The organism is Pseudomonas sp. AC070 (assembly GCF_979258635.1).
Window position 1 is genome coordinate 4,592,177 of record NZ_OZ409871.1, and the last position, 13,958, is coordinate 4,606,134.

Consider the following 13,958-nt stretch of genomic DNA (forward strand, 5'->3'; position numbering starts at 1 on the left):
ATGATCCCCGTTGCACTGCCCTCGGTACAACTACTGCTTTACGTTGCCCTTTTCTTCGCCGCGACGCTTTTCTGGTTCGGTTGGACGATACGGCTGGTGGTGCGTTATGCCACAGGTCGCTGGCGCCGCCCCGTCCTCCTGCCCTACACGCTCATCACCGCGTGTGCACTTTTTACCCTGTGGCAGTCGGCGGCTTTTTATCTCCAGATGCGTAGCTATGAACGGGAGAGAGAAGCAAGCTATCGCCCGGAACTGCCACAGCCGATGCGCCTTGGCCAGATCGACATGCCCAAAGGCACGAAGCTCGAATTGGCCGTTGCGGATCAACGGGAATCCTTCAAACGAGCCGTTTTTCCGAGCCCTGTGCGTATGGTCGATATCGATGCCGTCGAAGTAGCCCGCTACATCGCGATTCAAACCAACGAAAAATACGAATTTGTGGGCTTCACGCCAGAGAGCATGCGAATAACCGGCCCCGGCACGACGGTGCAGAACGGCTGGCGATGCAATGCTATGCAAACGGTGGAGTTTGAGCTCAAGCCAGATGGAGGTGTATCGGCGTTCAGCAGCTGTACGCTTGCCGATGGCAATGTAGTCGATGGCATTCCCTTGCCCGAAGGCACGTCGCTCCGTGCTTCGACCGGGAATGTCTATGCCGATGGGTTTGTAGATTCCGACCGTTGGGTTCTCGATATGCCAGACGGCGTGCCCGTGCGTATCGATAATTTCGAGCTGGCGAATGCCAGTATTGCGCTCGACGCAGAGCGAAAGCTCTACGAAGTTAGAAGTGCGGTGCTTTCAAACGTTGCGACACTCGCAGAGCGCCGTTATATGGCGGCAGGTGCTGTCCGCTTCAATCCGCGGCATGTCCGGAAAGACTATCACGGTGCCTGGCTGATAACCCCACCTGCGGCCGCCGACGGGTCACGGCCGATAGCCCCGAAAACCATCGTGCAGCGCAGGGACGGAAAGGTGTTGGCCACACTTACTGACTAAGCGCGTGATCCATGAGAACCCCGTGCGCCAGCTCCTTTCCGCGCACTAGAACAAAGGGGACAATCTCTCCTTTTCGCGCTTCCCGTCCCCTTCACCGCGCCACTTACCAACGCGCTACAAAATCAGCGTCTATGCTGCCTCCATGCGACGAACAGCAAGGAGCTAAGCGATGTTAGATACAAAATTTCCGCAAGGGCGCTATCGGGTGGTTTGCTCGATGTGTTGATCCGCGCCGGACTGATTACGGTGCTGGTGCTGTTCTGCTTCGAGATCTTTCATCCGTTCCTCAATCTGATGCTCTGGGCCGTGATTCTGGCCATCACTATTTACCCGCTGCACACGCTCTTAAAGCGCAAGTTGGGCGATAAGGATGGGCTCACCGCGACGCTGATCATCGTGGTCGCCCTCGGTTTGTTGATGGTGCCTATCTACTTGCTGGGCACCTCGATCAGTGAGTCGGTCAACGGCGCGCTGGCAATTCTCAAGGCCGACAATGTGGCCATTCCCCTGCCAAACGAAAAAATCGCCTCCTTGCCCCTCATTGGCAAACCGCTCTATTCGTTTTGGTTGGAGTCGGCGTCCGACATGAGCAGCGTGCTGATGAAGTTGATGCCGCATCTCAAAACACTCGGCTTGGCGTTGCTGAGCAAAATGGCGGGGGTGGGGGGGGCTTTTTATTGTTTATCGGTGCTCTGATCGTTGCCGGCGTGCTCATGGCCTACGGCGCCAGCGGTGAACGCAGCGCCACCGCCATCGCTAGCCGCCTCTCCGGTCCTGAGCGTGGCCCGCGCATTACTACACTGTGCACGGCCACCATCCGAGCGGTCGCCCAGGGCGTTGTGGGCATCGCGTTTATCCAGATGCTGTTGGTGGGCGTCGGCTTCGTGCTCATGGGGGTGCCCGGTGCCGGGCTGCTGGCGCTGATCGCGCTGTTGATGGGGATCATGCAGTTGCCGGTGATACTCGTGACGCTGCCGGTAATCGCCTATGTCTTTGCCACCGACGGCACCACATTCGGCACTGTCGTGTTTTGCATTTACAGCCTGATTGCCGGTATGTCCGACAACATCCTCAAGCCATTGATGCTCGGGCGTGGCGTCGATGTACCGATGCCGGTCATCCTGATTGGCGCCTTGGGCGGCATGGTCAGTGGCGGTTTCATCGGGCTTTTCATTGGCCCGGTAATGCTGGCAGTCGCCTATCAATTGTTCTGGCAATGGGTCGACGACCAGCCGCACATTGAAGTCTTCGATGAACAACTGAACGAAGGCAAAAGGTAGAGCGAGAAAAGCGGTCGATTCATTTGTTGCTCCGTTTCCATATGGGCAGAGATATGGAGTAAGGACCATAAAACCGACCGCCTATCTTGCCTACAGTGGCTGCACCTCATAAGCGAAACGCCTTGAAAAATCAGTGGCGTTGTAGGTTTTGCGATGGGGCCGGGTGGCAATCGACCCGTACCCTGTAGACCCACATCAATACCCGTTCTACCCACCCTTTTTAGAATCGCGCGCCCTAACTCTGTCAGGCGATTCTTTATGCACTCTTCTCATTCTCCTGAACTGCTTTGCCCTGCCGGTACGTTAAAGGCGATGCGCTACGCCTTCGCGTATGGCGCCGACGCTGTGTACGCCGGCCAGCCGCGTTACAGCTTGCGGGTTCGCAATAACGAGTTCGATCACGCCAACCTGGCCCTCGGTATTGCCGAGGCCCACGCCCAGGGCAAGCGCTTTTATGTGGTGGTGAACATTGCTCCGCATAACGCCAAATTGCGCACCTTTCTCAAAGATCTGGCGCCCGTGGTGGCGATGGGGCCAGATGCGCTGATCATGTCCGACCCCGGTCTGATAATGCTGGCGCGCGGTCACTTCCCGGAAATTCCCATTCATTTGTCTGTGCAGGCCAACGCGGTGAATTGGGCCAGCGTGAAGTTCTGGCAGCAGCAGGGGCTTAGCCGGGTGATTCTGTCGCGCGAGTTGTCGCTGGATGAAATCGAAGAAATCCGTCGTCAGGTACCGACCATGGAGCTTGAGGTGTTCGTGCACGGTGCGCTGTGCATGGCGTATTCGGGACGCTGTTTGCTGTCGGGCTATATCAATCATCGCGACCCAAATCAGGGCACCTGCACCAACGCGTGTCGTTGGAAGTACCAAGCGCATGAAGGCCAGGCGAATGAGCTGGGACAAACCGTGCGAACCTGCACGCCCACCTTGGGCGAAGGCGCGAGCACCGACCGGCTGTTTTTGCTCGAGGACGATAGCCGCCCCGGGGAGTTGATGGAGGCGTCTGAAGATGAGCACGGAACCTACATCATGAATTCCAAAGACCTGCGCGCCGTGCAGCATGTGCCGCGTCTTGTGCAGATGGGTGTGCACTCACTGAAGATCGAGGGCCGCACCAAAAGCCACTTCTATGTGGCCCGCACCTCCCAAGTGTATCGCCGCGCAATTGACGACGCAGTGGCGGGCAAGCCGTTCGATGCGCAGCTGTTTACCGAGCTGGAGTCGCTGGCAAACCGCGGTTACACCGAAGGCTTCCTGCGCCGCCATGTGCATGATCACTATCAGAATTATCAGAATGGCAACTCGCGCGCCGAGCGCCAACAGTTCGTCGGCGAGCTCACCGGAGAATGGCGCGGGGAGCTGGCTGAGGTGCGGGTCAAGAATCGCTTCGCCGTAGGCGATCAATTGGAACTGATGACGCCGCGCGGCAACCAACACTTCACTCTGACCGCGCTGCAGACGCAGCTCGGCGAACAGGCGAGCGTCGCGCCGGGCGATGGTCATGTGATGTACCTTGCCGTGCCGCCGGCAGCGGATGTGCGCTTCGGTTTGCTTATGCGCACGCTGACGCCGGATGCGTGACGATGCGCAGCTCGTCTGAGCGTGGCGGCCGGAACGGGGTGTTGGCCGCTTCATTGCAAGTGAGTGCTACCAGGTTGGCGGTCCGGGCGCGTCAGCGAAACAGTCATCGAGTTCCGGTATTTTTTGGCAATAAACTTTATTGCCAAAGGCGTCTAAAACCAGCCGTTCAGCGGATACCTTACGGCTTTTGGTACGACGGTTTCGACAGCGCCCGACGGGCCAACTAGCGTTTTTCTAACCATCGCTGAATTTCATTGAAAGGGGGTAGCTCATGAAAACGACTGTTCGCTCTACAACCCTGCTGCTCCTGCTCAGCGCAGGTGCATGCTCGATGCAAGCGACACAGGCGGCAACGCTAATGCGTGCCGCAGATTTCATCGCCACGCAGGGCGTCAATCTGCATGTGAGCCAAGGCTCATCCAATTATTCGAAGATGCCAATGGTCATTGCTGACATGAATTACCTGGGCATCGTCAACGCGCGGGACAGCCTGAACAGTTTCTGGGGCAACCCGCCCTATCAGTACTACACCGTGCTGGCCAAAGCCGGCATCAAGTGGAACTACATCAGTGCCGTTGGCAGCACCCGCTCACCTCAGACCATCTCTACGTTTTTGAGTAACGTGGCGAAAGTCGAAACAGCCGTACCGGGCTCAACCCTCGCGGTGGAAGGTCCAAATGAGATCAACAACTTCCCGCTGACGTGGGCGCCGGATGGCACCAAAGGCCTGCCGGCAGCGCTGTCGTATCAGGCTGAGCTGTATAAGCAGACCAAGGCGAACCCGCTGTTTCAGAACGTCAAAGTGTTTTACTTCACCGGCTATAACGCCGGCGGCATTCCGAAGGGACCGGACCCGGCCACCACCCCCGGCCTGGCCGACTTCAATAACCAACACCCCTACCCTGGCGCCGCAAAACCGCCCACTCGCTGGATGAAGCGCAGCGTGGCGTTAGGCAACACCGTCGGCGGCAAAGGCCCAGCGGTGTACACCGAAACCGGGTACCAGGCGCCGAGTACCAACTCGCAGCAGAGCTCGGCGTGGCTGCTGAATATTTTCGTCAGCGGTGCGTTCAACGATATCTACCGCACCTATGTGTATCAGCTGATGGATGAAGGCGACGGCTACGGTTTGTTTTCCAAAGCCGACAATGCGCCGATGCCTGCGGCCACTGCACTGCGAAACATGAACCTGATTTTGGCCGACAACTCGCCAGATGCCGCCACCTTCGAGCCGCTGAAAATTTTGCAGTACTCAACGGTCGGCATTCCCAGCACGGGCAACAGCATGGCGATTATCAAGGCCAACACCGAGACCAACATCATCGTGTGGGCTGAGCCAGAAGGCGTACCCGGCGCGCCGACGTTGGTTGGGGTGAACCTTGGCGAGGTGCAGACCACCGTCAATATTTACGACCCGATCATTGGCAGTGAGCCGATTCAAACCTTGCGCAACGTGAACTCCGTGCGAGTCAGCGTTACCGACCACCCGATCATCATCCAGGTGCCGGCGTCGAACGTAACCGCACGTGCGGCAGCGAAAGCCACCGCCACGGCGGCCGCGAAAAAAGCGCAAGCCAAGTAAGCAGCCCCACCGAAACGCCGCCGCAGTGCTTGCGGCGGCGTTTTGCTGCCTGCCCTGCAAGGCCTGTCAGGCTTGCTTCTTCCACAACGTGCCGACAAGCTATGCGCCTGCGAACCTACTGGGCCACTTGGCATGCGAATTCTGATCACTGGCGGCGCGGGCTTTATCGGCTCTGCGTTGATTCGCCATCTTGTACAACACACCGAGCACCACGTGCTCAATCTCGACAAGCTGACCTACGCCGGCAACCTCGAATCTCTCGCCAGCGTTGCCAATAACCCGCGCTATCGCTTCGCCCAGTTGGACATCGCAGACCAAAGCGGCGTGCGCGCCCTGCTCGATGATTTCCTGCCAGACGCGATCATGCACTTGGCGGCGGAGTCGCACGTCGACCGCTCCATCGACGGTCCATCGGCCTTTATTCAAACCAACATCGTCGGCACCTACGCCCTGCTCGAAGCCACTCGCAGCTATTGGCAAGGTCTGCCTGACGAGGCGAAACAGGCGTTTCGCTTCCACCATATTTCCACGGACGAGGTGTTTGGCGATCTGCATGGCGTCGACGACCTGTTTACCGAAACCACGCCTTACGCGCCCAGCTCGCCGTACTCGGCCAGCAAGGCGGCGTCCGATCACTTGGTCCGTGCCTGGCAACGCACCTACAACTTGCCGGTATTGATCACCAACTGCTCAAACAATTACGGGCCGTATCACTTCCCGGAAAAACTCATTCCACTGGTGATTCTCAACGCGCTGGATGGCAAACCGCTGCCTGTGTACGGCAATGGTGCGCAAATTCGCGACTGGCTGTTTGTGGAAGACCACGCCCGTGCGCTGCTTAAAGTGGTGAGCGAAGGCAAGGTCGGCGAGACCTACAATATCGGAGGACACAACGAGCAGAAAAATATCGATGTGGTGCGCGCGATTTGCGCGTTGCTCGAAGAACTGGCCCCGGAAAAACCGAGCGGCATCGAGCGCTATGATCAACTGATCACCTTTGTGAAAGATCGCCCCGGTCATGACCTTCGCTACGCCATCGACGCCAGCAAAATCGAGCGCGAGCTGGGTTGGGTGCCGCAAGAAACATTCGCCACTGGCCTGCGCAAAACCGTGCAGTGGTACCTGAATAACCTCGACTGGTGCCGCCACGTGCAAGACGGCAGTTATCAGCGCGAGCGCCTCGGCGCCACTGCGGAGTAATTACCATGCGGAGCATTGCTCAATGAAAGGAATCATTCTGGCCGGCGGCTCGGGCACGCGCTTGCACCCCATCACGCTTGGCGTTTCCAAGCAGCTGTTGCCGATTTACGACAAGCCGATGGTGTACTACCCGATCTCCGTGCTGATGCTCGCTGGCATCAAAGACATCCTGCTGATTTCCACGCCCCATGACCTGCCCCAGTTCGAGAAAATGCTCGGCGACGGCAGTCAGTTCGGCGTCAACTTCAGCTACGCCGTGCAGCCCTCGCCCGATGGCTTGGCTCAGGCGTTTTTGATTGGCGAAGACTTTATCGGCGACGACTCGGTGTGTTTGATTCTGGGCGACAACATATTCCATGGTCAGCACTTCACCGAGCAGTTGCAGCGCGCGGCCAGCCACCCCAGCGGCGCAACCGTGTTCGGCTATTGGGTCAAAGACCCGGAGCGCTTTGGCGTTGTTGAATTCAATGCTCAAGGCACAGCCATTTCCATCGAAGAGAAACCGGCCAAGCCAAAATCCAGCTATGCAGTGACAGGGCTGTATTTCTACGACAACGACGTGATTGAGGTGGCCAAAGCGGTAAAGCCCTCGCACCGCGGCGAGCTGGAGATCACCGACGTTAACAACGCCTATTTGCACCGCGGCGATTTGCGCGTAGAGCGTTTCGGCCGCGGCTTCGCGTGGCTGGACACCGGCACCCACGACAGCCTGCTCGACGCCTCGCAATACGTGCAAACCATTGAGCATCGTCAAGGCCTGAAGGTGGCATGCCTGGAAGAGATCGCCTTCCAAAATGGCTGGATCGACCGCGAGCAATTACTTGTGCAAGCCAAGGCGTTTGGCAAGACCGGCTATGGTCAGTATCTCTATCGTTTGGCAGGAGAGCAGGTGTGAAAGTCATCCCCACCCAACTGCCGGATGTGCTGATTATCGAGCCGAAAGTGTTCGGCGATGAGCGCGGTTTTTTTTACGAGAGTTTCAACGCCCAAGCCTTCAAAGCAGCCACGGGAGTCGAATGCCAGTTCGTGCAAGACAACCACTCGCGCTCCCAGCGCGGTGTACTGCGCGGCCTGCATTATCAAATTGAGCAGGCGCAGGGAAAACTGGTTCGCGCCAGCGCCGGCGAGGTGCTCGATATTGCCGTCGACATTCGCCGCAGTTCACCCACCTTTGGTCAATGGGTCGCCGTGCTGCTGTCGGCTGAAAACAAACGCCAGTTGTGGATTCCCGCCGGCTACGCCCATGGCTTCGTAGTGCTCAGCGAGTCGGCAGAATTCTTGTACAAAACCACCGACTACTATGCGCCGGCCCACGAGCGCTGCATTCGCTGGGACGACCCAACGCTGGCCATCGACTGGCAGCTGAGTGAAACGCCCCAACTCTCTGGCAAAGACCAGGCTGGCACGCTGTTCAAGGACGCGGAACTGTTCCCATGAAGGTATTGATCACCGGACGCAACGGTCAGGTTGCACAAGCATTGCTTGGCAGCCTGCATGGCCTGGGCGAGCTCACGTGCCTGGGGCGCGCCGAGCTGGACCTTGCCAATGACCAAGCGGTGCGCGCCAAGGTGCGGGGCCTGCGTCCGGACCTGATTATCAACGCGGCGGCTTATACCGCCGTCGACCAGGCCGAGACGGACGCCGAGCAGGCCTTTGCCATTAACGCCACCGCGCCAGGTGTGCTGGCCGAAGAAGCCAAAGCTTTGGGCGTGCCGTTGATTCACTTCTCCACCGACTATGTGTTTGACGGCAGCAAAAGTACGCCCTACACCGAAGACGATTCGCCGTGCCCACTGGGCGTGTACGGCCAGAGCAAACTGGCCGGTGAGCACGCGGTTATGGCTGCCGGTGGCGACTACCTGATTCTGCGCACCAGCTGGGTGTATTCCCTGTATGGGCGCAATTTTCTGCTGACCATGCAGCGCCTGTTGCAAGAGCGCGAAGAACTGCGCGTGGTCAGTGATCAAATCGGTGCGCCGACGTGGGCCGGCACCATCGCCAGCACCACGCGTGCTTTGATCGACCACTGGCAACGCGGCGCGCCGGGGCCATGGGGCACCTATCACCTGACAGGGCTGGGCGAAACCTCATGGTTCGGTTTTGCCAGCGCCATTGGCGAACACTTGCAGAGCGCCGGCAAGCCGTGCGCACGCCTGGTGCCCATCGCCAGCAGCGAATACCCAACCCCGGCGCAGCGTCCGCTTAATTCCAGGCTAGATTGCTCGCGCCTGCAAACGGCCTGGGCAGTGCGCCTGCCGGACTGGCAAAGCGCACTTGCCGACTGCCTGCACAGTGCCGACTAGTTCGCCCTTGCGGCGCCCGCGCTGGCGCAGCCTGCTGTTGCTGGCCGCCCTGCTGGCGCCACTGCTATGGCCGCTGCAACAACTGGCCGAGCGTTACTACAGCAGCGAATTGGTTGAGCAGAATCGTCAGACCTTAGACCTGTATGTGGCGAACCTGCTGGGCAGTCTGCGGCGTTATGAAGTGCTGCCTCCAATTCTCGGCGACCTACCGGCGCTGCGCGGCGTGTTATCGCACCCGCAGAATCTGGACGCGCAAGTGCACGCCAATCAGTTGCTCGAAGAGGTGCGCGGACAGACCGGTGCAGATTCCATTTATTTGATGGACGCCGAAGGCACCACGCTGGCCGCGTCCAACTGGCGGCAAAGCGACAGTTTCGTCGGCCGTAACTTTGCGTTTCGTCCGTACTTTCGCGAGGCGGTCACCGGCCACCTGGGCCGCTTCTTCGGCCTCGGCACCACCTCCGGCAAACGCGGTTACTACTTCGCGGCGGCGGTAAGAGAAGGCGATAACGTCATTGGCGCGCTGGTGGTGAAGGTGGACCTGGACACCACCGAAACCCTCTGGGGCAATACGCCCGAGCAGTTGCTGGTCACCGACAGCAATGGCGTGGTGATCCTGACCTCTCGAGCCGATTGGCGCTTTCGCGCCAGCCGCGATTTGTCCGAGCAGGAACGGCGTGAAATCGCAGCCAACAAACCGTATCCGACGCTCGAACCCCAAGCGCTCAAACTCAACGGCAACGCCTGGATTATTCAGAGCCGCAGCTTGGAAGAGACCGGCTGGACGGTGAGTATTCTGGCGCCTGCCGAACAGATTTCACGGCCGGTTCAAACCGCTGTGGCCGTGGGCGGCGCGACCTTGCTGGTGCTGATTCTGCTGCTGGGGCTGATGATGCAGCGCCGCCGTCATTATCTGGAGCGCATCGCCATCGACGCGCGTGCTCGTCGAGAACTGGAGATTCGCGTGCTCGACCGCACGCGTGATTTGGAAACCTTGAACACGCGCCTGAAAAACGAAGTGCTGGAGCGCGAACACGCGCAACAGGAACTGCTGCGCGCCCAGGATGAACTGGTGCAAGCGGGCAAGCTGTCGGCGTTGGGCACTATGTCCGCCAGCATCAGCCACGAACTCAACCAGCCGCTGGCCGCTATCCGCAGTTACGCCGAGAACGCCTCGGTGTTACTCGACCACCAACGCACCGACGATGCGCGCGGCAATCTGAAACTGATCGGCGAGCTGACGGGGCGGATGTCCTCGATCATTGCCCACCTACGCGCATTCGCCCGACGCGACCGCCACGCCCCGGAAAGCGTTGCCTTACAACCGGCTTTAGACGATGCCTTGGCCCTGCTGGCCAAGCGCCGACGCGCCATGGATGTGGAGCTGATTCGCGACTTGCCGGATGCGACGTTGTGGGTTCAAGCCGGCGAAACGCGGTTGCGCCAAGTGCTTGGCAATGTGCTCGCCAATGCCCTGGATGCGCTGGTTGAGAAAGCGCCGCCACGTCGTATCTGGCTCAGCGCGGTGAGCGACGAACAGGGCGTGCACCTGAGCATTCGCGACAATGGACCGGGGTTTTCCGCGGACGCCCTCACGCATGCACGAGAACCTTTTTTCACCACCAAAACCAGTGCGCAAGGCTTGGGGTTGGGCTTGGCGATTTGCGAGACATTGATGCGCGCGCTCGACGGCGAACTGCACTTGGCCAACCATCCACAAGGCGGCGCCGACATTGTGCTGCACCTGAAAACCGCCGCGCCTGGCGTAACCCAGCAACCTTCCGAGGATCCCACCGTATGATCGACAGCGCCTTCGATAGCCGTGCTCAGGTTCTGTTGATTGACGACGACCCACACCTGCGCCAAGCGCTCAGCCAAACATTGGATTTGGCCGGCTTGAAGGTATGCAGCCTGGCGAGTGCCAAAGGGCTAGCCGGAAATATTTCGCGCGACTGGCCCGGGGTGGTGGTGAGCGATATTCGGATGCCGGGCGTTGATGGACTCGAATTGCTCGCGCAGCTGCACGAACAGGACAGTGAGCTGCCCGTGCTGCTGATCACCGGTCACGGCGACGTGCCGCTGGCGGTGCAAGCCATGCGCGCAGGCGCTTACGACTTTCTGGAAAAACCGTTTGCCAGTGACGACTTGCTCGACAGCGTACGCCGCGCGCTGGCGGTGCGCCGCCTGGTGCTGGAAAATCGCAGCTTGCGGCTGGCATTGGCTGATCGCAGCGAATTGTCTGCGCGGTTGGTGGGCCAGTCGCCCAGCATCCAGCGCTTGCGCGAGCAAATCGGCGCCCTGGCAGCCATCAATGCCGACGTACTGATTCTTGGCGAAACCGGCACGGGTAAAGAAGTCGTTGCCCGCGCGCTGCACGATTTATCGCACCGCCGTAACGGTCCATTTGTTGCCATAAACGCCGGTGCCCTGGCGGAATCGGTGGTCGAAAGCGAGCTGTTTGGCCATGAACCGGGCGCCTTTACCGGCGCGCAAAAGCGGCGCATCGGCAAGTTTGAATTCGCTAACGGCGGCACGTTGTTTCTTGATGAAATCGAAAGCATGAGTTTGGACGTCCAGGTGAAATTGCTGCGCTTGCTGCAAGAGCGTGTCGTTGAGCGGCTGGGCGCAAACCAATTGATACCATTGGATATCCGCGTAATCGCCGCCAGCAAGGAAGACCTGCGCCAAAGCGCAGACCAAGGCCGTTTCCGCGCCGACCTTTACTACCGTCTGAACGTGGCACCCTTGCGCATTCCACCCTTGCGCGAACGCGGCGAAGACGCGCTACTCCTCTTTCAACACTTCGCCGAAGCAGCCAGCTCTCGGCACCAGTTGCCGGTTCGCGACTTGCAACCCAGCCAACGCGCCACGCTGATGTGCCATACCTGGCCGGGCAATGTGCGTGAGTTGCAGAACGCGGCTGAGCGCTTTGCCTTAGGCCTCGAGCTATCGCTTGAAAGCGCCATGCCAGCGCCTGCCGTGACAGCCAGCGGAGGGCTCAGCGAACAGGTGGAAGCATTCGAGCGGGCGTTGATTGCTGCCGAACTGGCGCGTCCGCACAACTCTTTACGCAGCCTGGCCGAAGCCCTTGGCCTTCCCCGCAAAACCTTGCACGACAAGCTGCGCAAACACGGGTTGAGCGCCAGTCAGGACGACCTCGAGTAAACCCCAGACTTCGTTGCTTCAGCGCGCCTTTGGCCCATGCAGCCAAGGGTGCCCGCATGCTTTCATTACACCGCTATGGCCGTTTTAGACTCATTCGAAATCAGCGTTTCGCTTGCTATTTCGTTCCCTCGCAGTGGCGCTTCGCCACCTTGAAAGCATCGCCATTCCACGCCCTTGCGCATTCTCGATTCCCGTCTAGCGTTTGCTTTTGACAGTGGCACTGACGTGCTTGTCGCCCTCGAACGGGCCGCGTCTTGACACCACTGGAGTGTGTCAGCCCGTCCAACTCAGAAGTCAGGAATGCCAACATGGAAAGTTAGCTAACTATTGATTCAGGTCAGCCCCCTACCCGTTCGACCACGAGTAGATTCCCGGTAACCCTTCTGAATGGATGATCGTCATGTCTGACTCAGCCCACAAACTTCGACTCGGCGCGTTGGTCGCCCTGGTCGTCGGTTCAATGATCGGCGGCGGAATTTTCTCACTGCCGCAAAATATGGCCGCTAGCGCCGACGTCGGAGCCGTTTTGATCGGCTGGGCGATCACCGCAGTCGGCATGCTCACCCTAGCCTTCGTCTTCCAAACCCTCGCCAACCGAAAACCCAACCTGGACGGCGGCGTTTACGCGTACGCCAAAGCAGGTTTCGGCGACTACATGGGCTTTTCTTCAGCCTGGGGTTACTGGATTAGTGCCTGGCTCGGAAACGTTGGTTATTTCGTTTTGCTGTTCAGCACCCTGGGTTACTTCTTTCCCGTCTTCGGAGAAGGCAATACACCCGCTGCAATCATCGGTGCTTCCGCCCTGCTCTGGGCTGTTCACTTCTTGGTGCTACGCGGCGTGAAAGAGGCGGCCTTTATCAATCTGGTAACTACCGTCGCCAAGATCGTGCCCCTTGTTCTCTTCATTCTTATCGCCTTCTTCGCATTCAAGCTCGACATCTTCACCGCTGATATTTGGGGCTTGAAAAACCCAGACCTCGGCAGCGTGATGGATCAAGTACGCAACATGATGTTGGTCACTGTCTGGGTATTCATCGGCATTGAAGGCGCGAGCATTTTTTCAGCCCGCGCAGAGAAACGCTCAGATGTCGGCAAGGCGACCATCATCGGTTTTATTAGCGTGCTGCTGATTCTGGTGCTGGTGAACGTTCTCTCCCTTGGCATCATGACTCAACCGGAATTGGCCAAACTGCAGAACCCTTCGATGGCTGCTGTGCTTGAGCACGTGGTCGGACATTGGGGCGCAGTGCTGATCAGCGTCGGACTGATTATCTCCTTGCTCGGTGCGCTGCTGTCCTGGGTGCTTCTGTGTGCAGAAATTCTTTTCGCCGCAGCAAACGACAACACCATGCCAGCCTTCCTGCGCAAAGAAAACGCGAACAAAGCGCCGATTAACGCGCTGTGGCTGACCAACGCCATGGTGCAGATATTCCTGATCATCACGCTGTTCTCGGCTAGCACCTACCTGTCGCTCATCTACCTCGCCACCTCAATGATTCTGGTGCCGTACCTGTGGTCGGCCGCGTATGCATTGCTGTTGGCCGTTCGTGGTGAAACCTACGAGCAAGCTGCCAAAGAGCGCCGCAAAGATTTCGCAATCGCCATCGTCGCAGTGATCTACGCCGTATGGCTGGTGTACGCCGGTGGCACCAAGTACCTCCTGCTTTCTGCACTTCTTTACGCCCCGGGGGCAATTCTGTTCGCCAAGGCCAAGCGCGAAGTAGGCCAACCCGTTTTTACCCAGATCGAGAAAGCCATTTTCGCTCTGGTGGTAATCGGCGCCCTTGTAGCGGCCTACGGTCTCTACGACGGCTTCCTGACTTTGTAATTACGAAAATCGAAGGAACC

The 13,958-nt window shown here is 58.8% G+C and carries 10 protein-coding genes and 1 pseudogene; all 11 read left to right on the forward strand.

All coding sequences use genetic code 11. The features are described 5' to 3' along the window. Complete coding sequence (locus ACZZ0Q_RS20580) at positions 1-996, forward strand: hypothetical protein (RefSeq protein WP_463540968.1); 996 nt, start codon at positions 1-3, stop codon at positions 994-996. A gap of 183 nt (positions 997-1,179) precedes the next feature. Then, positions 1,180-2,276 (forward strand): annotated as a pseudogene (locus tag ACZZ0Q_RS20585) (AI-2E family transporter). Positions 2,277-2,534: 258 nt separating this feature from the next. Continuing rightward, positions 2,535-3,860: a prephenate-dependent tRNA uridine(34) hydroxylase TrhP gene (trhP, locus tag ACZZ0Q_RS20590; protein WP_463540967.1), complete on the forward strand. Its 1,326-nt coding sequence runs from the start codon at positions 2,535-2,537 to the stop codon at positions 3,858-3,860. A 358-nt stretch (positions 3,861-4,218) separates the two neighbouring features. After that, complete coding sequence (locus ACZZ0Q_RS20595; protein ID WP_463560888.1) at positions 4,219-5,442, forward strand: hypothetical protein; 1,224 nt, start codon at positions 4,219-4,221, stop codon at positions 5,440-5,442. 132 nt (positions 5,443-5,574) lie between these two features. Then, positions 5,575-6,642 carry a dTDP-glucose 4,6-dehydratase gene (gene rfbB, locus ACZZ0Q_RS20600; protein ID WP_463540965.1) on the forward strand — a complete coding sequence of 356 codons (1,068 nt, stop codon included), beginning with the start codon at positions 5,575-5,577 and terminating at the stop codon, positions 6,640-6,642. 22 nt (positions 6,643-6,664) lie between these two features. Next, complete coding sequence (gene rfbA / locus ACZZ0Q_RS20605) at positions 6,665-7,537, forward strand: glucose-1-phosphate thymidylyltransferase RfbA (protein WP_463540964.1); 873 nt, start codon at positions 6,665-6,667, stop codon at positions 7,535-7,537. Next, complete coding sequence (rfbC, locus tag ACZZ0Q_RS20610) at positions 7,534-8,079, forward strand: dTDP-4-dehydrorhamnose 3,5-epimerase (RefSeq protein ID WP_463560890.1); 546 nt, start codon at positions 7,534-7,536, stop codon at positions 8,077-8,079. Before rfbA ends, rfbC begins: the two co-directional genes overlap by 4 nt. Then, positions 8,076-8,945 carry a dTDP-4-dehydrorhamnose reductase gene (gene rfbD, locus ACZZ0Q_RS20615; RefSeq protein WP_463540963.1) on the forward strand — a complete coding sequence of 290 codons (870 nt, stop codon included), beginning with the start codon at positions 8,076-8,078 and terminating at the stop codon, positions 8,943-8,945. The genes rfbC and rfbD overlap by 4 nt, the downstream gene beginning before the upstream one ends. Positions 8,946-8,952: 7 nt before the next feature. Next, the gene (locus ACZZ0Q_RS20620) at positions 8,953-10,746 is read left to right on the forward strand and encodes a sensor histidine kinase (protein ID WP_463540962.1); all 1,794 of its coding nucleotides are present in this window, start codon (positions 8,953-8,955) and stop codon (positions 10,744-10,746) included. Beyond that, the gene (locus ACZZ0Q_RS20625; RefSeq protein WP_463540961.1) at positions 10,743-12,110 is read left to right on the forward strand and encodes a sigma-54-dependent transcriptional regulator; all 1,368 of its coding nucleotides are present in this window, start codon (positions 10,743-10,745) and stop codon (positions 12,108-12,110) included. The genes ACZZ0Q_RS20620 and ACZZ0Q_RS20625 overlap by 4 nt, the downstream gene beginning before the upstream one ends. Before the next feature lie 400 nt (positions 12,111-12,510). Further along, a complete protein-coding gene (arcD, locus tag ACZZ0Q_RS20630; RefSeq protein ID WP_463560891.1) occupies positions 12,511-13,938 on the forward strand; it encodes an arginine-ornithine antiporter in 1,428 nt (475 codons plus the stop codon). Positions 13,939-13,958: the final 20 nt, after the last annotated feature.

Excerpts from the sequence above, each read along its gene's own strand:
- ACZZ0Q_RS20580 (WP_463540968.1), top strand. The coding sequence starts at position 1 with ATGATCCCCGTTGCACTGCCCTCGGTACAACTACTGCTTTACGTTGCC.
- trhP (WP_463540967.1), top strand. The coding sequence starts at position 2,535 with ATGCACTCTTCTCATTCTCCTGAACTGCTTTGCCCTGCCGGTACGTTA.
- ACZZ0Q_RS20595 (WP_463560888.1), top strand. The coding sequence starts at position 4,219 with ATGCGTGCCGCAGATTTCATCGCCACGCAGGGCGTCAATCTGCATGTG.
- rfbB (WP_463540965.1), top strand. The coding sequence starts at position 5,575 with ATGCGAATTCTGATCACTGGCGGCGCGGGCTTTATCGGCTCTGCGTTG.
- rfbA (WP_463540964.1), top strand. The coding sequence starts at position 6,665 with ATGAAAGGAATCATTCTGGCCGGCGGCTCGGGCACGCGCTTGCACCCC.
- rfbD (WP_463540963.1), top strand. The coding sequence starts at position 8,076 with ATGAAGGTATTGATCACCGGACGCAACGGTCAGGTTGCACAAGCATTG.
- ACZZ0Q_RS20625 (WP_463540961.1), top strand. The coding sequence starts at position 10,743 with ATGATCGACAGCGCCTTCGATAGCCGTGCTCAGGTTCTGTTGATTGAC.
- arcD (WP_463560891.1), top strand. The coding sequence starts at position 12,511 with ATGTCTGACTCAGCCCACAAACTTCGACTCGGCGCGTTGGTCGCCCTG.